Origin of the sequence: Methylophilus sp. TWE2, assembly GCF_001183865.1 — a bacterium.
Taxonomy (GTDB): Bacteria; Pseudomonadota; Gammaproteobacteria; order Burkholderiales; family Methylophilaceae; genus Methylophilus.
This window is the reverse complement of sequence record NZ_CP012020.1, coordinates 3,047,427-3,067,362: the sequence shown is the minus strand read 5'-3', so window position 1 is coordinate 3,067,362 and position 19,936 is coordinate 3,047,427. Positions and strand designations below refer to the sequence as shown.

Here is a 19,936-nt window from a genome sequence, read left to right as displayed (position 1 = left end):
TAAAACATGGCTGAACTCTCAACCATTGCAAGGCCTTATGCTGTGGCTTGTTACAAGCTCGGTAAAGAAAAAAAGGCATTGGTAAAATGGTCTGAAATGTTGGCATTGGCCGCGGCTGTCGCAGCAAATGACCAAATGAAAACGCTGATTGATGACCCCAAGCTGAATGCCGCTGATGTTGAAGCTGCATTCCTAAAAGTCTGCGGCGACAATCTTAACGAGCATGGTCAAAATTTGATCAAGATCTTGGTTGAATATGGCCGTTTATCCTTATTGCCTGCCATTGCTGAAGCTTTTGAGGCTTTGAAAGCGCAAGATGAAGGCACCTTGGACGCACAAATCATTGCCGCTGCCAAAATCACGGCAACGCAAACCAAAGATTTGGTAAAACGTCTGGAAGCCAAGTTCGGCAAGAAAATTGAAGCAAGCGTTTCCGTAAATCCGGAAATCATTGGCGGCATCAAAATTATTGTTGGCGACACCGTTATCGACGCGTCTGTCCAAGGTCAGTTACAAAATTTAGCCTATACGCTCACAGCATAAGGCATAGGAGAATTAAATGCAGTTATCTACATCAGAGATTAGCGAGCTCATTAAGAGCCGTTTGGAAAACTTCTCTACTTCTGCGGAAGCCCGTACTCAGGGTACCGTGATTTCCGTGACAGATGGCATTGTGCGTATTCATGGTCTGTCCAACGTGATGTCCGGCGAGATGATTGAGTTTCCAGGCAATACGTTCGGTCTGGCATTGAACCTTGAGCGCGACTCCGTGGGTGCGGTGGTGCTCGGTGAGTATGAGCACATTACAGAAGGCGATACATGTAAATGTACAGGCCGTATTCTGGAAGTGCCAGTCGGTCCAGAACTGATTGGTCGTGTGGTGAACGCTTTGGGTCAGCCGATTGACGGCAAAGGTCCAGTCAACGCCAAGCTGACAGACAAAATTGAAAAAATTGCGCCGGGCGTGATTGCACGTAAATCCGTGTCACAGCCTGTGCAAACCGGTTTGAAGTCTATTGACTCCATGGTACCGGTTGGTCGTGGTCAGCGTGAGTTGATTATTGGTGACCGCCAGACTGGTAAAACCGCGGTTGCGGTGGATGCCATCATCAACCAAAAAGGTCAGAACATGACTTGTATCTACGTTGCGGTTGGCCAGAAGGCTTCTACCATTGCCAACGTAGTACGTAAACTGGAAGAGCACGGCGCGATGGCTTACACCATCGTGGTAGCGGCTTCAGCTTCTGACTCTGCAGCCCTGCAATTCCTGGCCCCTTATGCCGGTTGTACCATGGGTGAATACTTCCGTGACCGTGGCCAAGATGCATTGATCGTATACGATGACTTGTCCAAACAAGCGGTTGCATACCGTCAGATTTCCCTGTTGCTGCGTCGTCCACCAGGCCGTGAAGCTTACCCGGGTGACGTGTTCTACATCCACTCACGTCTGCTGGAGCGTGCTGCTCGCGTGAACGAAGAGTATGTTGAAAAATTCACTAACGGTGAAGTCAAAGGTAAAACTGGTTCATTGACAGCATTGCCAGTGATTGAAACACAAGCTGGTGACGTATCTGCATTCGTTCCAACCAACGTGATTTCGATTACCGATGGCCAGATCTTCCTGGAAACTGACTTGTTCAACGCAGGTATTCGTCCTGCGATCAACGCCGGTATCTCTGTATCCCGCGTGGGTGGTGCAGCGCAAACCAAAGTCATCAAAAAACTGGGTGGCGGTGTGCGTCTGGCATTGGCGCAATATCGTGAACTGGCTGCGTTTGCGCAGTTTGCTTCTGACCTGGATGAGGCGACCCGTAAACAATTGGACCGCGGTCGCATGTTTACCGAGTTGATGAAACAGGCGCAATACGCACCATTGAATGTGGCAAACATGGGCGTGAGCTTGTTTGCAGCTAACAAAGGTTACTTCGATGACGTACCAACCAACAAGGTACTGGCTTTCGAAAGTGCATTGCATGGTTTCTTGAACTCCAAGTACAAGAACATCATGGATGCCATCGAGTCCAGCAAAGATCTGAGCGGTGACAACGAGAAGGCATTGGAAGCTGCGATTCAAGATTTCAAAGCAACCAACGCTTATTAATCTCTGACACTTCGACTTAGGAACCTAATATGGCAGGTAGTAAAGAGATTAGAACCAAGATCAAGAGTGTAGAAAATACACGCAAGATCACTAAGGCGATGGAGATGGTAGCCGCTTCTAAAATGCGTAAAGCGCAGGACAGAATGCGTGCTTCCCGTCCTTATGCGGATAAGATCCGTAACGTGGCGGCCCACCTCTCCTTTGCACAATCTGAGTATCGTCATCCGTTTTTGATTAAACGCGACGTCGTGAAAAATGTGGGCCTGATTGTGGTCAGCTCAGACAAAGGCTTGTGCGGAGGTTTGAATACCAACGTGCTGCGTTTGTCTGTCAACCAGATGAAAACCTGGGAAGCTGAAGGCAAAGGCATCAGCGTCAGCGCTATCGGCAACAAAGGCTACGGCTTTATGAACCGTGTCGGTGCACAGGTGAAATCCCACATCACAGGTTTGGGCGATACACCGCATCTGGAAAAACTGATCGGTACCATCAAGGTCATGCTGGATGCGTACATTGCCGGTGAAATTGATCAGCTTTACATCTGCTATACCAAATTCATCAACACCATGAAGCAGGAACCGACCATGCAGCAACTGCTGCCATTGTCAGGTGAGCAACTGGGCAGCCCGAGCGGCCATTGGGATTACATCTATGAGCCTGAAGCCAAACCAGTGGTGGACGAGTTGATGGTGCGTTACATCGAGTCGCTGATTTATAACGCGGTGGCTGAAAATATGGCGTCCGAGCAATCTGCACGTATGGTGGCGATGAAATCAGCATCCGACAACGCGAAGAGCGTGATTGGCGAACTGAAACTAGTTTACAACAAGGCCCGTCAGGCTGCGATTACCAAAGAAATTTCAGAAATCGTCGGCGGTGCAGCAGCGGTTTCGTCCTAAGACGCCCGTTTTAAGTCGTGTAGTGAAAGAATTCAATTAGATCTGACTCATACAGTTAGGAAAAGAAAATGGCAAAGGCAAATCAAGCAGTAACAGGTAAAGTAGTGCAGTGTATCGGCGCTGTGGTTGACGTGGAGTTCCCACGTGATCAAATGCCTAAAGTATTCGATGCATTGATCATTGATGACAAAAACTCCAGCGCAGAAGCTGGTTTAACTCTGGAAGTACAACAACAGCTGGGTGATGGGGTGGTGCGTACCATTGCCATGGGTTCCTCTGACGGTTTGGCACGCGGTACAGCATTCAAAAACACTGGCGCAGCGATTTCTGTGCCAGTCGGTGAAGGCACATTGGGCCGTATCATGGACGTATTGGGTCGCCCAATTGACGAAGTCGGTCCTATCGACTCCAAAGAATTCCGTTCTATCCACCAAAAAGCACCAGCATTCGAAGAGCTGTCTCCTTCTGTTGACCTGTTGGAAACGGGCATCAAGGTGATTGACCTCGTTTGCCCATTCGCCAAGGGCGGTAAAGTGGGTCTGTTCGGCGGTGCGGGTGTGGGTAAAACCGTGAACATGCTGGAACTGATTAACAACATCGCTAAACAGCACTCCGGTTTGTCCGTGTTTGCAGGTGTGGGCGAACGTACTCGTGAAGGTAACGACTTCTACCACGAGATGGCAGAAGCTGGCGTGATCAAATTGGATAACATGAAAGAGTCCAAAGTAGCGATGGTGTTCGGTCAGATGAACGAGCCTCCAGGCAACCGTCTGCGTGTGGCGTTGTCCGGTTTGACCATGGCGGAAAAATTCCGTGACGAAGGCCGTGACGTGTTGTTCTTCGTGGATAACATCTACCGTTACACACTGGCCGGTACCGAAGTATCCGCGTTGCTGGGCCGTATGCCATCAGCCGTGGGTTACCAACCTACTCTGGCTGACGAAATGGGCCGTCTGCAAGAGCGTATTACTTCAACTAAAGTGGGTTCCATTACTTCTATTCAAGCCGTTTACGTACCAGCGGATGACTTGACTGACCCATCTCCAGCGACCACCTTCCAGCATTTGGACTCTACCGTTGTGTTGTCACGTGACATCGCTTCCCTCGGTATTTATCCAGCGGTTGACCCGTTGGATTCAACCTCACGTCAGCTGGACCCACAAATCGTGGGTGAAGAGCACTACTCAGTTGCCCGTTCAGTACAACAAACACTGCAACGCTACAAAGAACTGCGTGACATTATCGCGATTCTGGGTATGGACGAACTGTCCCCAGAAGACAAACTGGTCGTAGGCCGTGCACGTAAGATCCAACGTTTCCTGTCCCAGCCTTTCCACGTGGCCGAAGTGTTTACCGGTGCACCTGGTAAATACGTACCACTGAAAGAAACCATCAAAGGCTTTAAAGCCATTGTTGCTGGTGAATATGACCACCTGCCAGAGCAAGCTTTCTACATGGTAGGCGGCATTGAAGAGGCTGTTGAAAAGGCTAAAACACTGAACTAATCCTTGTGAGCGCAAGCAGGTGCTTGGCACCTGCCCGTTTAACAAATTTTCAGTGATATAGAAAAGAGAACATTATGGCAAATACTGTGCATATTGATGTTGTGAGTGCCGAAGAGTCCATCTTCTCTGGTGAAGCAGAGTTTGTGGTTGCACCGGCTGGCGCAGGTGAAGTGGGTATCTATCCACACCACGCACCAATGATTACGACCATCAAGCCAGGTGCATTGCGTATCAAACAGACAGCTGAGAAAGAAGAAACCGTGATTTATATTTCCGGTGGTATGCTGGAAGTTCAGCCAGGTCTGGTGACTGTGCTGGCAGATACTGCAATTCGTGGCCAAGATCTGGATGAAGCAAAAGCGATCGCAGCAAAAGAAGCAGCTGAAGAAGCACTGAAAAATCGTAGTGCTGAGATTGACTATGCTAAAGCCCAGGCTGAACTGGCTGAAGCGGTGGCACAAATCCAGGCTATTCAGAAATTGCGTAAATCTGTGCACTAAGCAACAAACAAAACAAGGCGGCAGGCGGCTTTATAGCCGCCTTTTTTGTTTCCATGTTAAAGCACCGTTTTTTGTTTCTGGGATAAAATAACGGCATGAGTGATTTGAACATTGTAATTCTCGCGGCGGGTAAAGGCACCCGCATGCGATCAGACTTGCCAAAAGTGCTGCATGCAGTAGGCGGCAAGCCCATTTTGCATCATGTGATTACTGCAGCGCGACAATTGAATCCAAAAACCATCACGGTCGTTTATGGGTTTGGCGGCGAACAGGTTCAACAACAGACGCCAGGCGATGACTTGCAATGGATCTTACAAGCTGAGCAGCTAGGCACAGGGCATGCAGTACAACAAGCCCTGCCCTCCTTACCAGATGAAGGCAAAACACTCATTCTATTAGGCGATGTCCCATTGGTGGATGTTGCGGCCTGTCGCAATATGCTGGCACAGGCCGATCAGCATTTAGTGGTGCAAACCTTTATCAAAGATGATCCGACCGGTTATGGGCGTATTGTGCGCAATGAGCATAATGAAGTGCTCGCCATCGTTGAACACAAGGATGCAACTGAAGCACAGCGCGCGTTAAAAGAGGTGAATACTGGCATTATGGCCATGCCAAATGCGCAGTTGAAATCATGGCTCGGCAAAATCACCAACCAGAATGCGCAACAGGAATACTATTTAACCGATATCATTGCCCTATCTGTCAATGAAGGCCGTGCTGTATTACCGCATGTCGTGGCAGATGCCTGGTCAGTGACGGGTATTAACTCCAAGCTTGATTTGCAACAGATTGAACGTGAGTATCAGCACCGTAAGGCAACAGCATTGATGGCAGAAGGTGTGACCTTGCTTGATGCGCAGCGTATTGATATTCGCGGTGAGTTAAATTGCGGCCGCGATGTATTGATTGATGTAAATTGCGTGTTTGAAGGCCAGGTCACCCTGGAAGATGGGGTAGAAATTGGCCCTCACTGCGTGATCAAAAATGCCGTCATCGCCAAGAATACAAAGTTGGCGGCATTTACGCATATTGATGATGCTTACATAGGTGAAAATAGTAAAATCGGACCGTTCGCACGCTTGCGACCAGGCACAACGCTGGCGGCAGAAACACATGTTGGAAACTTTGTGGAAATAAAAAATGCCACGGTAGGTGTTGGTAGCAAGGTTAATCATTTGACCTATGTCGGCGATGCCAGTGTCGGGGCCAATGTAAATATTGGTGCGGGCACCATCACCTGTAATTATGATGGTGCAAACAAACATAAAACCATTATCGAAGATGATGTATTTGTCGGCTCGGATACGCAATTAGTGGCACCGGTGACTGTGGGGCGTGGCGCCACTATTGCTGCAGGCTCCACCATTACCAAAGATGTACCAGCAGATTCATTAACGTTATGCCGTGCACGCGAGCAACGGTCAATTCAGGGATGGAAACGTCCACAAAAGGTGAAAAAATAAGCGTATGTGTGGCATCGTCGGTGCGGTTTCAAACAGAAATATCGTTCCACTACTGATCGAAGGGTTAAGCCGACTCGAATATCGCGGCTATGACTCAGCGGGCATTGCGATTCTCAATCAAGCGATTGAGCGTGTGCGTGCGGTCGGCCGAGTGTCAGAGTTACAGCAAAAAGCGCAAGGATTGCACAGCCAGATTGGCATCGGCCACACGCGCTGGGCTACCCATGGTGGCGTCACCGAACAAAATGCGCACCCTCATGTTTCTCCAGCACAAGATCATGCACAGATTGCTGTGGTGCATAACGGCATTATCGAGAACCATGACGAACAGCGTGACCGCTTAAAAGCGCTCGGGTATGCGTTTTATTCACAAACTGATACCGAAGTCATCGCCCATCTTGTCCATTATTACTACCAGCAAAGCCAGGATTTGTTGATTGCCGTCAAGCAGGCGATTACTGAGCTGACAGGTGCTTATGCGATCAGTGTCATTGCTTTGGATAATCCGAATCAAATGATCGTTGCCCGCCTCGGTTGCCCATTACTGATTGGCCTGGGTGACGGTGAAAATTTTGTGGCCTCAGATGTGTCTGCCGTTTTATCTGCGACACGTAAAGTCATTTACCTCGAAGATGGCGATGTGGCGACCTTGCAAACAGATACCGTCGTGATTATCGACAAGCAAGGCGAGATTGTGCAGCGCAAGGTGCATATGAGTGATGTGTCATTGGCCTCGCTGGAGCTGGGCCCATACAGTCATTTCATGCAAAAGGAGATTCACGAGCAGCCACGTGCCATCAGCGACACGATAGAAGCCCTGATAGATGATGGTGCATTTCGCAGTGAGTTGTTTGGTGAAACAGCAGCCGGGATTTTCGAACAGATTGATAGTGTACTCATCCTGGCGGCTGGCACCAGCTACTACGCAGGACTCACCGCGAAATATTGGTTAGAGAGCATCGCCAAAATCCCCACCTCAGTCGAGATCGCCAGCGAATATCGGTACAGGGAGTCTGTGCCTAATCCAAAGCAACTAGTTGTGACCATTTCACAGTCAGGTGAAACACTGGATACGATGGAAGCCCTCAAGCATGCGCAGAAACTGGGACATGTGCATAGCCTGGCGATCTGTAATGTGCAAGAAAGCGCGATTCCGCGCGCCTCCTCGCTTATTTTCTATACACGAGCAGGCGCAGAGATTGGTGTGGCGAGTACCAAGGCATTTACAACACAGCTGATCGCTTTGTTTGTATTGGCCGCCACCCTGAGCAAGGCACGTGGATTACTCAGCCAGCCGCAAGAGCAACAATATTTGGCCGATTTGCGCCAACTGACAGGCAGTGTACAAATTGCCTTAAACCTGGAGCCGCAAATCCGTGAATGGGCTGCGCGGTTTGGGGACAAGGAACATGCGCTGTTCCTGGGCCGGGGGGTACACTTCCCAATCGCGATGGAAGGCGCGCTCAAACTCAAGGAAATTTCCTACATCCATGCTGAAGCCTATCCGGCAGGAGAGCTCAAGCATGGCCCGTTAGCATTGGTCGATAGTAATATGCCAGTTGTGGTGATCGCACCTAACGATGCCCTGCTGGAGAAAGTGAAATCCAATATGCAGGAGGTGAAGGCGCGTGGCGGTGAGTTGTTTGTATTTGCCGATGCCGATAGCCACTTTAATGCGTCAGAAGGTGTGCATGTCATCCGTACCCCAAGACATGTTGGTGTGCTCTCCCCCATTTTGCATGTCATTCCGGTACAGTTACTCGCTTATCACGCCGCATTGCTTAAAGGCACGGATGTGGACAAACCACGAAACCTGGCCAAGAGCGTAACTGTAGAATAAGCCATAAATGCCTGAAAAAGCCTAGTGATTCGAGGCCCTTTTACAATAAAAAATTAATCAATTTCCCTTATACTGATCCGGTACTCATCAGGAAGGTAGCCATGTCCACGTCACAACACAGTTTTATTGGCCGTCAGCCGATTGTTAACAGTCAGCAAGAAATTATTGGCTACGAATTTTTCTTCAAAAATGAAGGCAATGATAGCCATGCGCCTTTTGAATCAGATATCCAGACCTGTGCAAAAATTCTTTCTACCACCATTGATGAAATGCAAGAAAGCTGGCTGCTAGGCCAGCAACTGGCATTCATTTGCGTAGATGCTGTGATGTTGAACAGCGAATTTCTAGAATTGATGCCTGCCGAAAAAACCGTGCTGGAAATTTCGCACACCGTTGACGTGACGCCAGAAGCCATGGCGCGCTGCATCGCCCTCAAGCAAAACAAATTCAAGATAGCGCTGGATAATCCGCAACAGTACCCGCAATTCGAGTCGCTGATTCCGTATGCAGATTACATTAAACTGGATATGACTGAGGTAGATGCTGCGCAAGCGAAGCGCCTGTTGCAAAAGTATCAAACGCCAGCTTGCAAGGTGATTGCGGAAAATGTAGAAAAAAATGCACAGTTCACTAGCTTGCTCGAAGCTGGCTATAAGCAGTTTCAAGGTTATTTTTATGCCAAACCTGAGAACCTCACCAGCAAGGTCATTAACCCCAGTTTTGACGGCGTGCTGCACTTGCTGAATCTCGTCAGCCAGGAAGCAGACAATAAAACCATCGAAAATGGGTTCAAACGCGACACGACCTTGAGCTATAAGCTACTCCGGTACATTAACTCGGTTGGTTTTGGTTTGTCATGTGAAGTGCAGTCTATTGGCCATGCCTTGACCATCCTGGGACGCAACCAGCTCTACCGCTGGCTGACGTTATTGATGGTGACCGCAGGCAACAACAGTAGCTCCCCTGCCCTGATGAAAACCTCCATTACGCGAGGCCGCTTGACCGAGCTGCTGGGAGAGCCATTTTTTGATAAACGTGACCGCGATAATTTGTTTGTTGTAGGTGTGTTTTCATTGCTCGATGTCATGCTCAAGGTGCCTATGGACCAAGCGCTGGAAAAGCTGCAGCTCCCAGAACCCATTGTCGAAGCATTGACCAAACGCGAAGGTATTTTCGGCCCGTTTCTCAAGCTCACCGAAGCTTGTGAAGATGCCAATAATGCTGAAATCCGGCAATTGGCCGCCTTGCTTCAATTGAACCCGGAAAAAGTAAACCAATGCCATATGGAAGCCTTGGCCTGGACTGAAGCACTGGGTATTTAAACGCAAAACACTCTTGAAAAAATAAAGCGTATTCCCATATTGAAAATACAGATGCTTGCAGTTTGAGGTCTGTCAATCATGTTAATCGCTTAATTTTTGAAAGGATCAACGTATGCGTTACGACTTAACCCCTTTTTATAGAACCGCCATTGGTTTTGACCGTTTGGCCAAGCTGCTGAATGAAAGCCAACGCAGCGAAAACGAGATCAGCTATCCTCCTTATAACATCGAACTGGTAGACGAGAATGCCTATAAAATCGTCATGGCTGTGGCTGGTTTCCAGCAGGATGAGTTAGAGATTGAAACCGAACACCAGGCATTGCGCGTCACCGGCCGCAAAGCCAAAAAAGAACAGGAAACCACCTTTTTGCACCGTGGCATCGCCACACGTGATTTTGAACACAAATTCCAGCTGGCTGACCATGTGAAAGTCACCGGTGCCAATCTTGAGAATGGTTTGTTGACTATTGCATTATTGCGCGAAGTGCCAGAAGCATTGAAACCACGCAAAATCCAGATTGGGTCATCCGCCGAGGCAAGTACTACCTTGATTGAGCAAAAAGCTGCGGCTTAATTGCTCACCACAAAAAGGGCCGAAAGGCCCTTTTTTCATGCGCGATATTTTTATGTGCAAGCGAATTATCCCAACGCGTATTAAAATACGCACTTTCAATCACAATTCTCGGAATTCCTCATGGCGCAATATGTGATGTCCATGCTCCGCGTGAGCAAAATCGTGCCGCCCAAACGGCAAATTATCAAAAATATTTCACTGTCGTTTTTTCCCGGTGCCAAAATTGGCCTGTTGGGTCTCAATGGTTCTGGCAAGTCGACCGTGCTGCGCATCATGGCGGGGGCTGATAAGGAATACGAAGGTGAAGTGCAGTGGCAGCCCAACCTCTCGATAGGCTACCTGCCGCAAGAGCCGCAACTCGACCCTGACAAAACCGTGCGCCAGGAAGTCGAAGCTGGCCTGGGCGCGATTATGGAAGCCAAGCAAAAACTCGAAGAAATATACGCGGCGTATGCAGAACCAGATGCCGATTTTGACAAGCTGGCTGAAGAGCAGGCCAAATATGAAAATATCCTGGCAGCTAGCGGCAGTGATGTGGAACAGCAGCTGGAGATCGCTGCCGATGCACTGCGCTTGCCGCCCTGGGATGCCTTGATCGGCCCTTTGTCCGGCGGTGAAAAACGCCGCGTGGCTTTGTGTAAGTTGCTGCTGTCCAAGCCGGATATGCTGTTGCTGGACGAACCGACCAACCACCTGGATGCCGAGTCTGTCGAATGGCTGGAGCAGTTCCTGGTGCGCTTCCCGGGCACCGTAGTGGCGGTGACGCATGACCGCTACTTCCTCGATAATGCCGCCGAGTGGATCCTGGAACTGGACCGTGGCGAAGGTATTCCATGGAAAGGTAATTACTCAAGCTGGCTGGAACAAAAAGAAGACCGCCTGGCCTTGGAACAGAAACAGGAGGATGCACACCGCAAAGCAATGAAGCAAGAGCTGGAGTGGGTGCGCCAGGGCGCGAAAGCCCGCCAAAGCAAGAGCAAAGCGCGGTTGGCCCGTTATGAAGAAATGTCCAGCGTAGAATATCAACGCCGTAACGAAACCCAGGAAATCTTTATTCCACCAGGTGAGCGCCTCGGTAATCAGGTCATTGAGTTCAACAATGTCTCTAAAGGATTTGGCGACCGCCTGTTGATTGATAATCTTTCATTCACCATCCCACCCGGTGCGATTGTAGGTGTCATTGGCCCTAACGGAGCCGGTAAATCTACCCTCTTCCGCATGCTGCAAGGCAAAGAGCAGCCGGACAGTGGTGAAATCATTACCGGTCCTACCGTTAAATTGGCCGCAGTAGACCAGACCCGTGACGGCCTCGATAACGATAAAACCGTGTTCGAAGCGATTTCGGGTGGCCTGGATGTGTTATCCGTCGGCAAATTTGAAATGCCCAGCCGCGCCTATATAGGCCGCTTTAACTTCAAAGGCGGCGACCAGCAGAAAATTGTTGGTCAGCTCTCTGGGGGTGAACGCGGACGTTTACATTTGGCCAAGACCCTGATTTCTGGCGCGAACGTCTTGCTGCTGGATGAACCTTCCAATGACCTAGACGTGGAAACCCTGCGTGCGTTGGAAGACGCCCTGCTGGAGTTCTCTGGCTGCGTGCTAGTCACCTCGCACGATCGCTGGTTCCTCGACCGGATTGCGACGCATATCCTGGCCGCAGAAGGCGACTCACAGTGGACGTTCTTTAATGGTAACTATCAGGAATACGAAGCCGACAAGAAAAAACGCCTGGGTGAAGAAGGTGCTAAACCAAAACGGATTCGCTACAAGCCGATTGCACGTTAAATTAAAGCCCTTTTTAAAGGGCTTTAATTTTAAATTGTCATGCCAGCTCGATAAAATTGAAATGTCTTTTTCTTTCAAGCTTAGGCAATTTGGTATCCAAAGGTTTTTGCAGGTGATCCGTGTCGGGTCTTAATGTATCCTTAGAATACCGATTGAATATTTATGCAAGCCACTAACTTCAACCTGCAAGATTACTTCACGCGCATTGGCTATGCCGACCAGCATGAGGCGAATATCGACACGCTGCGCGCAGTGATGGGCTGCCAGTTATTCAGCGTGCCGTTTGAAAATCTGGATGTACAGGCGGGAAAAGTGATTTCCATGGTACCCGAGGTGATTGTCGATAAGCTGGTTTACGGACAACGCGGCGGCTATTGTTATGAGGTGAATGGCTTGTTTGCCATGGCCTTGCAGGCATTAGGATTCGATTATCAGCTGGTGGCGGCCAGGCCCATGTTTTATCCGGTCAGGCGGCCAAAAACGCATATGGCGATTGTGGTGAAGTTAGGCCAGCAAGCCTGGTTGTGCGATCTGGGGTTTGGCAGTTATGGGATACGTGCCCCGATGTCGTTGGGAGCGCTTGATCAAGAAGTTCAACAGGATAGTGACTGCTTTATGTTGAGCACTAGTAGTCAGGATACTTTTCTACTCAAGGCCAAGGTAGAGCAGCACTGGCAGCCGCAGTTTGAGTTTAATTTAACGCCGTGGGAGTTTATAGATTTTGCTCCGGCTAATTACATGAACTCTACGCATCCAGATTCGATTTTTGTGCAGAAATTACTAGTGGTATTGCAGACACCAGAAGGTAGGCATGTTCTGTTTGGTAATACCTTAAAAAGTTTTATCAACGGTGTCGTCGAAAAACGAATTCTGTCAGTCGAAGGTCGCACCGATGCGCTCAAAACGGTGTTTGGCCTGACCGTAGTCGACCAGGCGTGAAGGCCTTAAGACTTGCATTTGATGGGCTTATTGTTTGTTCACCAGTTTGCGGATCAGGCGATTGGCGTTGATGGCTGCCAGCGTGGCCCCAAATTCGTAATCGTCAAAACGTGAGGCTTCAATATAAGGTAAGGCGACCAGTTTGCCATTGACCAAACAAATGCGGCATTGATCTTGCCAGACCTCGTGTGCTTGTGGCTGTAGAGGGTGTTGGGCGGGATGCATGTTGTCCATTACTTCTCGATAAAACTATGTGGGTTCGTTGAATTATCTCTCTCTAAAGTATTGGCTCAATAGCCTGTTCGGACTAATGCATTTATTTGCATTGATACGACGAAGGTGTTAAACCTTTGTAAAAGGCTGCGCAATTTTGGCAAGGTAGGAAGCACTAGTGCTTTAATCGAATAACCCAATTCAAACAACAATCAGGAGAAAAGTCATGGCGGGATGGTTTGAACTGACAAAAAGTGAAACAAATGGCCAATTCAGTTTTGCGTTGAAAGCAGGCAATGGTGAACAAATTCTAAAAAGTGAGCAGTACACTACCAAAGCGGCAGCGGAGAACGGTATTTCTTCGGTACAGAAAAACAGCGGCTCTGATGATCGCTACCAGAAGTTGACGGCCAAAGATGGTCGACCTTATTTCAATTTGTTGGCAGGGAATAGCCAGATCATTGGTACCAGCCAGATGTATGCTTCAGAAGCATCCCGAGATAGCGGCATTGCTTCAGTCAAAAATAATGGCAGTACAGAAACGATTAAAGACCTGACCTAGTTGAAAAAAACAGGGATCAAAGCCTCGCCTTGTGCGGGGCTTTTTTCATGATGAAGTCCCACAAACGTGCAGGTAAAAAGCGCATCAAGCGCGCCACAATGCCCATTTGCCAGGGGATGACTGTGAAGCGTCGGTGTTTGGTGATGGCATTAATGGCTTTGTCGGCAAAGACCTCGGCATCCATTAAAAATGGCATGGGGTAAGTATTGATCTCTGTCATGGGTGTACGGATATAGCCCGGCGCAATGGTTGTGACAGCGATGCCGTAAAGTTGCATTTCAACCCGCAAACTTTCGAGATAGGTAATCGCCGCAGCCTTACTGGCGCTATAAGCTGCAGAGCCAGGGAGTCCGCGAATACCCGCAACACTGGCGATGCCGACCAGTTGTGCGTTTTCACCCTGCCCGACGGCGACTTTCATGGCTGTAATAAAAGGTTGAAAGGTATGTACCAGACCCATGACATTGGTATCAAAGACCGCCTGAAAAGCCGGAATATCTTCTGAAAACTCGGTTAATGTGCCGCGACTAACGCCTGCATTTCCGATAACGATGTGCGGGCAACCCACATGGTTTAAAAAGTTGGCTGCCATAGACTGCATGGCAGGGGCATCGCGCACATCTACGCTATATACAACACAATGGCTTTGGTAGCTGGCATGTAAATGGACGGCCAGCGCCTGTAAGGCGGACACATTTCTACCACATAAACCGAGGTGCAGAGTTGCGCCGTATTGTTTGGCGTACGCGGTTGCCATGGCGCTGCCCAGGCCGCTGGAGGCGCCGGTAATCAATACACGTAACGGGGTGGCAGAGGTTTGTGTCATAAAAAACATCACGGTAAACGATTTTTAATCGGGTAGAATGCCATAAAACCAACATAGGGGGAAACCTAATGAATCTGGAAAAGGTGATCTTTGGCTTTTTTATTATTTTGGCCATGACGCTTAACTTCGGTTTTTTTGTCGGTGAAATTGATAATCCGCAACACCATTTGCACTATGAGTTATATATTGCCATTGTGGTGAACCTGATCGCTACGGTGCTGAAGTTTGGTGACCGTACGCAAATCGGCGCTATTCACCTCGCGACCAGCCTGGTGGCAGATTTACAGTTGATTGCTGCCGCAATCATCTGGGTAGTGGCGGGCAGCAAAGGCACAAATCCTGAAGTGATCGTAGGGGTCGTTTCCCTGTCTGGCGGGGCTTTTCTGGCCAATATCACCTCGGTCATTATCCTGATTTACGAAACTGTAACCTTACGTCGTTAAGGTAGGTCGAGACCGGCACTCATGAGTCTCAACCAGATTATCTTTCTGATTCTGCGGCGTATGCGCGCGCCGCTGTTGATGGTCATCATCAGCTATGCGATTGCACTGATCGGTTTTGTGTTGATCCCGGGCGTGGATGATCGGGGCCACCCCTACCATTTGAGTTTCTTTGATGGCTTTTATATCCTGAGTTATACCGCCACCACCATTGGCTTTGGTGAGGTGCCCTACCCGTTTACCATCCATCAGCGGATGTGGATGACATTCTCCATCTACATGACCGTGATTTCCTGGTTTTATGCCATCGGAGCCATTATTGCGCTATTTCAGGAGTCAGCTTTAAAGCAAGCCCTGAAAACAGCGATCTTTCAGCGTGATGTGCGTAACCTGATGGAGCCGTTTTACCTGATTTGCGGGTATGGTGAAACGGGCGGCGAACTGGTGCGGGCTCTGGATAGGAACGAGTTGCGTGTCGTGGTGCTTGAGATTGCGCCAGAACGTATTAATGAACTGGAAATGACGGATTATCAGTTTAATATCCCGCACTTGTGTGCGGATGCCAAACTCTCAGAAGTGTTGCTGTTTGCCGGCATCAAAAACCCGATGTGCCGTGGCGTGGCAGCCCTGACAGATGATGATCATGCGAATTTAGCCATTTCAGTGGCTGTGAAACTGATCAAGCCGGATTTACCAGTATTGGCGCGTGTGCAGGACGATGTTGTCGCTGCCAATATGGCCTCGTTTGGAACCAACCGCATCATCAATCCTTACCATATTTTTGGCGAACACCTGGCCATGCGACTCAATGCGCTGGGGACTTATTTGTTGCACGAATGGCTAACCAGAGCGCCGGGTGATGCCATTGCCACACCTGCCGCGATTCCACAAGGGCATTGGATTGCCTGCGGTTATGGCCGTTTTGGCAAATCCGTCGTCAGCAGCCTGCAGAATGAAAATATGCAAGTGACCATCATTGAGGCTGATCCTAAAGGCACACAATGTGATGATTGTATTATCGGCAGCGGAGTGGAAGCCCATGTGTTGCAACAAGCCGGTGTAGAGCATGCGGTCGGGATTGTGGCTGGCACCGATAATGACATTAATAACCTGTCTATTGTCATGACTGCGCTGGAATTGAATCCGGATCTTTTTGTCATTATCCGCAAAAACAAACGGCACAATGATCCGTTGTTCCAGCACTTTAATGCGGATATTACGATGCAGCCCAGTGATGTCATTGCCCATACTTGTCTGGCGTATATGGTTTCGCCGATGCTGGCGGAATTTCTAACCATCGCCAGACATAAAGGTAACCAATGGGCTAACGCAGTCATTGCACAGCTGGTGTCCAAGCTGGGCGAACAGGTGCCGGATACCTGGGATATCGCCATCGCAGATGAGATGGCGATTGCAGTGTGCGCGATGATGGAGCAAGGCTTGCAGCCCGCACTCAAGCATTTGATGATGAGTCCGGCCGGACAGCAGCGCCGAGAAATGCCTGTCGTCCCATTGATGCTGGTCCGGGGCAATCAGGAGATGCTGTTACCGGAGTTGTCTACGCCATTGCAAATTGGTGACCGCATCCTGTGTTGCGGCTTAGACCAAGCAAAGTCTATCCAGCGCTTTATCATGCATGATGTGAAAACCATGCATTATTTGGTCACTGGTACCGAAATGCCCGAGACCTGGATAGGCCGCTGGCTCAAGCAATAAAAAAAGCCCTGCAAGAGCAGGGCTTTTTCTGTAGTGCAGCGTTTACTTTTTACCGGCCGCTTTGTCTTTGCGCACGTTCTGGATAATGAAATCTGCTGTTTGCAATGCCGCTTCGTTACCACCGGCCATAGAGCTACCGGTGATGTATTTTCCATCAATAATCAGAGCGGGCACACCAGTAGCACCTGAGGAGCGGAACACTTGCATCGCTTTGTTCATTTGCATATTGGTGGCGAATGATTTGAACGCTTTTTCGACCTTGATTTTATCCAGGCCGCCTTGTTTGGTCACCCAGTCAATCGCTGCCGCTTCATCGGCCGGATTCAGCGATTTAGCTTTGTGAATCGCATCAAATAACTGGCTATGCAATTTATCCAGTACCCCTAATTCCTGCATGGCAAAATAAGCTTTTGCCATTGGCGCCCAGCTTGCGTTTGGTAAGGCTGGCATGCGTTTAAAGTACACATCGGCCGGTTGCTTCTTTACCCAGGCTTGTAATGGCTGTTCCATGTGGTAGCAATGCGGACAACCATACCAGAACAATTCCATGACCTCGATTTTGGCCGGTTGGTCAGTGGAAATTTGTTGCGCAACCTGGTCAAACTGTTCTCCCATTTGCGGGTCTGCCCAGGCTGTACTCGCGGTGAAACCAGCCCACAGCATCAAACTCAACAACATATTTTTCATAAAGTCAGTTTCCTAGTTTTGTGGAAAGTAGTGATTTAACGTGATGGCCGTCGATACGATGACAGCCTTAGGGCACTACTATAAATTCAAATTCCGTCGCGATACTGCATTGCTCATAAAAAATTTCTCCTGACATATCAACTATATGTGGCGTCCAAATTTTTTACTCTCGCCTTGTCTGGCTTAGCAATTTGAGTTTATAGAAGCACCCCTTAGTGCGCTGATGATTCGATATTGACCTTGATCAGATTGGCCTGGAAGCCATTGGTTTCCAGATCGTGGCTGATTTTGCTGATTTTAGCCAGATCATTCAAAGGGCCAATCCGTACGCGGTGCATGGTGCCCTTGTTAGGGATTTCTGCAGTCTGTACAAAGGCCTCAAAACCAACTAGAGCCAACCTGGTTTTGAGGTTATTGGCGTCATCTTCCTTGGCAAAAGCACCGACCTGAATAAAGTAGCTCTCCTGCTTGATGGTCGGGTTCTTTTTCACCTGTTCTTCACTGATTTTGCTCTCGGTATCCGGCAATATGGTGTAAAAATCAAACTTGTTCGGGTCTTCAATGGCGGCATTTCCTGGCTTGACCTCTTCTTCAGTCACGGTGCTTTTAATGGGGATTTCCTGTGAGCCTTCGTCTTTTTTAAACGCACTGGAGAAAGGACTGTGGTCGCCCTTGATGTAGATAATGAGCGCGACTGTCATGGCGACGCCCAGAAACAGGCCGACCAGTAGCCCATTAAAAAAAGTGCTGCCGCTGCTTTTTGTTTTCGCTTTGGCTTGTGAGGGTTTGTAATCGCGGCTCATGTATTAATTTACCAATCAGTTCAGGCAGTCATTAAAAGGCTTACATTTTTTCTGGAGCGCTGACGCCTAGTAAAGCCAGGCCATTGCGCAGCACAGTACGGGTTGCCGTGATCAGCGCCAAGCGTGCCAATTTGATTTGTGATTCATCTACCAAAAATTTGGTGTCATTGTAATAACTATGCAAGGCACTGGCTAGCTCCTTGAGATAGTTGGCAATCATATGCGGCGCGAGTGCCTGGCAGGCGGTAGAGACGACTTCCGGGTACTGGCTCAAGGTTTGCATCAATGCAGTTTCTGCGGCACTTTGCAACGGAGACAATTCAGCTTCAGCCAGGCTTGTGCTGTCACCCCCCCATTGATTGAGTACGCTGCAAATACGTGCGTGAGCATACTGGATGTAGTAGACCGGGTTATCGTTGGTTTGTGCACGTGCCAGGTCAATATCAAACACCAGTTGCGAGTCCGGGCTACGGGCTGCCAGGAAGTAACGCGTGGCATCACAGCCTACTTCTTCGATCAGGTCGCGCAATGTGACATAGCTACCGGCACGTTTTGAGAGTTTGACCTCTTCGCCGCCGCGCATCACGGTGACCATCTGGTGCAGTACATATTCCGGCCAACCTTTTGGAATGCCAACATCCAGTGCTTGCAAGCCAGCACGTACACGCGTGATCGTGCTGTGGTGGTCTGCCCCCTGCTCGTTAATCACACGTTTGAAACCACGATTCCATTTTTCACGGTGGTAAGCCACATCCGGGACAAAATAAGTGTAACCGCCCTCTTTCTTGCGCATGACGCGGTCTTTGTCATCCGCAAAGTCCGTGGTGCGTAACCACAATGCATCATCCTGCTCATAAGTATGGCCACTGGCGATCAGTGCCTGGACCGTATTTTCAACTTTGCCTTCACTATAGAGCGCGCTTTCCAGCGAAAACACATCAAATTTAATCTGGAAAGCTTGCAAGTCAAGATCTTGCTCATGGCGTAAATAAGCCACGGCAAACTTGCGGATGGATTCGGCATCATGGATATCGCCGCTCGCGGTCACGGCCATATCATCTGCAGTGACGGTTTCCTTCGCCAGGTAAGCTTTGGCGATATCGACAATATATTCGCCACGATAGCCGTCTTCAGGGAAAGCCGCATCATCAGGTGAAATGCCTTGCGCGCGGGCCAGCACTGATTTAGTCAGGTTATCAATCTGCGCACCAGCATCGTTGTAGTAAAACTCGCGCGTGACGTCCCAGCCATTGGCATCCAACAGGCGGCACAGGCAATCACCGACAGCGGCGCCACGGCCGTGGCCGACGTGCAGAGGCCCAGTCGGGTTGGCGGAAACAAATTCCACCTGCACTTTTTCCTGCTGGCCGGAGGTATTACGACCAAAGGCTTCACCAGCCGCAAAAATACTTTTGACAATGCCTTGTTTGCTCTCAGAAGAGAGAAAGAAATTAATAAAGCCAGCGCCAGCAATTTCTACCTTGCTGATCACATTATTCGCGGGCAGGCCATCAATAATGCTTTGCGCAATGGCACGCGGATTCTGTTTTAACGGTTTGGCCAGCTGCATGGCGATATTGGTCGCAAAGTCACCGTGGTCGGCAGATTTTGGCCGTTCAAGGATGATATTCAGGCTGGAGGTATCTTCTATCAGCGGTTTGACCGCCTGCAGAATCAATTCTGTGATCGTTTGTTTCAAGGTTAAAATGGCAATGATTAGTCAAACCGCCATTTTAACCCAATAAAGCATTTTCACCC

General features: G+C 49.2%; 19 protein-coding genes. 14 read left to right on the top strand and 5 right to left on the bottom strand.

What is annotated here, in order from left to right; genetic code table 11:
• Window positions 1-6: 6 nt before the first annotated feature.
• The 11 genes from ACJ67_RS14410 (at window position 7) to ACJ67_RS14360 (ending at window position 12,931) form a co-directional block, all read left to right on the top strand.
• Window positions 7-543: a F0F1 ATP synthase subunit delta gene (locus ACJ67_RS14410; protein WP_049639667.1), complete on the top strand. Its 537-nt coding sequence runs from the start codon at window positions 7-9 to the stop codon at window positions 541-543.
• Window positions 544-559: 16 nt separating this feature from the next.
• On the top strand, window positions 560-2,101 hold the full coding sequence (gene atpA / locus ACJ67_RS14405; protein ID WP_049639666.1) for a F0F1 ATP synthase subunit alpha: 1,542 nt from the start codon (window positions 560-562) through the stop codon (window positions 2,099-2,101).
• A gap of 29 nt (window positions 2,102-2,130) precedes the next feature.
• Window positions 2,131-3,000 carry a F0F1 ATP synthase subunit gamma gene (gene atpG / locus ACJ67_RS14400; protein WP_049639665.1) on the top strand — a complete coding sequence of 290 codons (870 nt, stop codon included), beginning with the start codon at window positions 2,131-2,133 and terminating at the stop codon, window positions 2,998-3,000.
• 68 nt (window positions 3,001-3,068) lie between these two features.
• Entirely contained in the window at window positions 3,069-4,505 is a 1,437-nt protein-coding gene (gene atpD, locus ACJ67_RS14395) for a F0F1 ATP synthase subunit beta (RefSeq protein WP_049639664.1), read from the top strand.
• A gap of 74 nt (window positions 4,506-4,579) precedes the next feature.
• Window positions 4,580-5,005 (top strand): F0F1 ATP synthase subunit epsilon, encoded by a 426-nt coding sequence (locus tag ACJ67_RS14390; RefSeq protein ID WP_049639663.1) that lies wholly within the window; start codon window positions 4,580-4,582, stop codon window positions 5,003-5,005.
• 95 nt (window positions 5,006-5,100) lie between these two features.
• The gene (gene glmU, locus ACJ67_RS14385) at window positions 5,101-6,471 is read left to right on the top strand and encodes a bifunctional UDP-N-acetylglucosamine diphosphorylase/glucosamine-1-phosphate N-acetyltransferase GlmU (RefSeq protein WP_049639662.1); all 1,371 of its coding nucleotides are present in this window, start codon (window positions 5,101-5,103) and stop codon (window positions 6,469-6,471) included.
• Between the two features lie 4 nt (window positions 6,472-6,475).
• Window positions 6,476-8,311 carry a glutamine--fructose-6-phosphate transaminase (isomerizing) gene (gene glmS, locus ACJ67_RS14380; RefSeq protein ID WP_049639661.1) on the top strand — a complete coding sequence of 612 codons (1,836 nt, stop codon included), beginning with the start codon at window positions 6,476-6,478 and terminating at the stop codon, window positions 8,309-8,311.
• Window positions 8,312-8,412: 101 nt separating this feature from the next.
• The gene (locus ACJ67_RS14375) at window positions 8,413-9,633 is read left to right on the top strand and encodes an EAL and HDOD domain-containing protein (protein ID WP_049639660.1); all 1,221 of its coding nucleotides are present in this window, start codon (window positions 8,413-8,415) and stop codon (window positions 9,631-9,633) included.
• A 112-nt stretch (window positions 9,634-9,745) separates the two neighbouring features.
• On the top strand, window positions 9,746-10,207 hold the full coding sequence (locus tag ACJ67_RS14370) for an Hsp20 family protein (RefSeq protein ID WP_049639659.1): 462 nt from the start codon (window positions 9,746-9,748) through the stop codon (window positions 10,205-10,207).
• A 120-nt stretch (window positions 10,208-10,327) separates the two neighbouring features.
• A complete protein-coding gene (gene ettA, locus ACJ67_RS14365) occupies window positions 10,328-11,992 on the top strand; it encodes an energy-dependent translational throttle protein EttA (protein WP_049639658.1) in 1,665 nt (554 codons plus the stop codon).
• A 162-nt stretch (window positions 11,993-12,154) separates the two neighbouring features.
• Entirely contained in the window at window positions 12,155-12,931 is a 777-nt protein-coding gene (locus ACJ67_RS14360) for an arylamine N-acetyltransferase (protein ID WP_049639657.1), read from the top strand.
• A gap of 27 nt (window positions 12,932-12,958) precedes the next feature.
• Here ACJ67_RS14360 and ACJ67_RS14355 read toward each other — a convergent pair whose 3' ends face one another.
• Window positions 12,959-13,165 (bottom strand): hypothetical protein, encoded by a 207-nt coding sequence (locus tag ACJ67_RS14355; protein ID WP_049639656.1) that lies wholly within the window; start codon window positions 13,163-13,165, stop codon window positions 12,959-12,961.
• Between the two features lie 205 nt (window positions 13,166-13,370).
• On the opposite strand from ACJ67_RS14355, the gene ACJ67_RS14350 reads away from it, so the two are divergent.
• On the top strand, window positions 13,371-13,706 hold the full coding sequence (locus ACJ67_RS14350) for a YegP family protein (protein WP_049639655.1): 336 nt from the start codon (window positions 13,371-13,373) through the stop codon (window positions 13,704-13,706).
• Between the two features lie 16 nt (window positions 13,707-13,722).
• Here the strand turns inward: ACJ67_RS14350 and ACJ67_RS14345 are convergent, their stop codons facing one another.
• Window positions 13,723-14,541, bottom strand: coding sequence for an SDR family oxidoreductase (locus ACJ67_RS14345; RefSeq protein ID WP_049639654.1), 819 nt, complete (start codon window positions 14,539-14,541; stop codon window positions 13,723-13,725).
• Window positions 14,542-14,600: 59 nt separating this feature from the next.
• On the opposite strand from ACJ67_RS14345, the gene ACJ67_RS14340 reads away from it, so the two are divergent.
• Both ACJ67_RS14340 and ACJ67_RS14335 read left to right on the top strand, forming a co-directional pair.
• On the top strand, window positions 14,601-14,975 hold the full coding sequence (locus ACJ67_RS14340) for a DUF6394 family protein (protein ID WP_049639653.1): 375 nt from the start codon (window positions 14,601-14,603) through the stop codon (window positions 14,973-14,975).
• A gap of 21 nt (window positions 14,976-14,996) precedes the next feature.
• Window positions 14,997-16,688, top strand: a complete 1,692-nt coding sequence (locus ACJ67_RS14335; protein ID WP_049639652.1) for a TrkA family potassium uptake protein — start codon at window positions 14,997-14,999, stop codon at window positions 16,686-16,688.
• 42 nt (window positions 16,689-16,730) lie between these two features.
• Here the strand turns inward: ACJ67_RS14335 and ACJ67_RS14330 are convergent, their stop codons facing one another.
• The 3 genes from ACJ67_RS14330 to argS form a co-directional block, all read right to left on the bottom strand.
• Window positions 16,731-17,375 (bottom strand): thiol:disulfide interchange protein DsbA/DsbL, encoded by a 645-nt coding sequence (locus ACJ67_RS14330; protein ID WP_049639651.1) that lies wholly within the window; start codon window positions 17,373-17,375, stop codon window positions 16,731-16,733.
• Between the two features lie 212 nt (window positions 17,376-17,587).
• Entirely contained in the window at window positions 17,588-18,178 is a 591-nt protein-coding gene (locus ACJ67_RS14325) for an SPOR domain-containing protein (protein ID WP_018987222.1), read from the bottom strand.
• 40 nt (window positions 18,179-18,218) lie between these two features.
• The gene (argS, locus tag ACJ67_RS14320; RefSeq protein ID WP_049639650.1) at window positions 18,219-19,877 is read right to left on the bottom strand and encodes an arginine--tRNA ligase; all 1,659 of its coding nucleotides are present in this window, start codon (window positions 19,875-19,877) and stop codon (window positions 18,219-18,221) included.
• Window positions 19,878-19,936: the final 59 nt, after the last annotated feature.

Excerpts from the sequence above, each read along its gene's own strand:
- ACJ67_RS14410 (WP_049639667.1), top strand. The coding sequence starts at position 7 with ATGGCTGAACTCTCAACCATTGCAAGGCCTTATGCTGTGGCTTGTTAC.
- atpA (WP_049639666.1), top strand. The coding sequence starts at position 560 with ATGCAGTTATCTACATCAGAGATTAGCGAGCTCATTAAGAGCCGTTTG.
- atpG (WP_049639665.1), top strand. The coding sequence starts at position 2,131 with ATGGCAGGTAGTAAAGAGATTAGAACCAAGATCAAGAGTGTAGAAAAT.
- atpD (WP_049639664.1), top strand. The coding sequence starts at position 3,069 with ATGGCAAAGGCAAATCAAGCAGTAACAGGTAAAGTAGTGCAGTGTATC.
- ACJ67_RS14390 (WP_049639663.1), top strand. The coding sequence starts at position 4,580 with ATGGCAAATACTGTGCATATTGATGTTGTGAGTGCCGAAGAGTCCATC.
- glmU (WP_049639662.1), top strand. The coding sequence starts at position 5,101 with ATGAGTGATTTGAACATTGTAATTCTCGCGGCGGGTAAAGGCACCCGC.
- glmS (WP_049639661.1), top strand. The coding sequence starts at position 6,476 with ATGTGTGGCATCGTCGGTGCGGTTTCAAACAGAAATATCGTTCCACTA.
- ACJ67_RS14375 (WP_049639660.1), top strand. The coding sequence starts at position 8,413 with ATGTCCACGTCACAACACAGTTTTATTGGCCGTCAGCCGATTGTTAAC.
- ACJ67_RS14370 (WP_049639659.1), top strand. The coding sequence starts at position 9,746 with ATGCGTTACGACTTAACCCCTTTTTATAGAACCGCCATTGGTTTTGAC.
- ettA (WP_049639658.1), top strand. The coding sequence starts at position 10,328 with ATGGCGCAATATGTGATGTCCATGCTCCGCGTGAGCAAAATCGTGCCG.
- ACJ67_RS14360 (WP_049639657.1), top strand. The coding sequence starts at position 12,155 with ATGCAAGCCACTAACTTCAACCTGCAAGATTACTTCACGCGCATTGGC.
- ACJ67_RS14355 (WP_049639656.1), bottom strand. The coding sequence starts at position 13,165 with ATGGACAACATGCATCCCGCCCAACACCCTCTACAGCCACAAGCACAC.
- ACJ67_RS14350 (WP_049639655.1), top strand. The coding sequence starts at position 13,371 with ATGGCGGGATGGTTTGAACTGACAAAAAGTGAAACAAATGGCCAATTC.
- ACJ67_RS14345 (WP_049639654.1), bottom strand. The coding sequence starts at position 14,541 with ATGTTTTTTATGACACAAACCTCTGCCACCCCGTTACGTGTATTGATT.
- ACJ67_RS14340 (WP_049639653.1), top strand. The coding sequence starts at position 14,601 with ATGAATCTGGAAAAGGTGATCTTTGGCTTTTTTATTATTTTGGCCATG.
- ACJ67_RS14335 (WP_049639652.1), top strand. The coding sequence starts at position 14,997 with ATGAGTCTCAACCAGATTATCTTTCTGATTCTGCGGCGTATGCGCGCG.
- ACJ67_RS14330 (WP_049639651.1), bottom strand. The coding sequence starts at position 17,375 with ATGAAAAATATGTTGTTGAGTTTGATGCTGTGGGCTGGTTTCACCGCG.
- ACJ67_RS14325 (WP_018987222.1), bottom strand. The coding sequence starts at position 18,178 with ATGAGCCGCGATTACAAACCCTCACAAGCCAAAGCGAAAACAAAAAGC.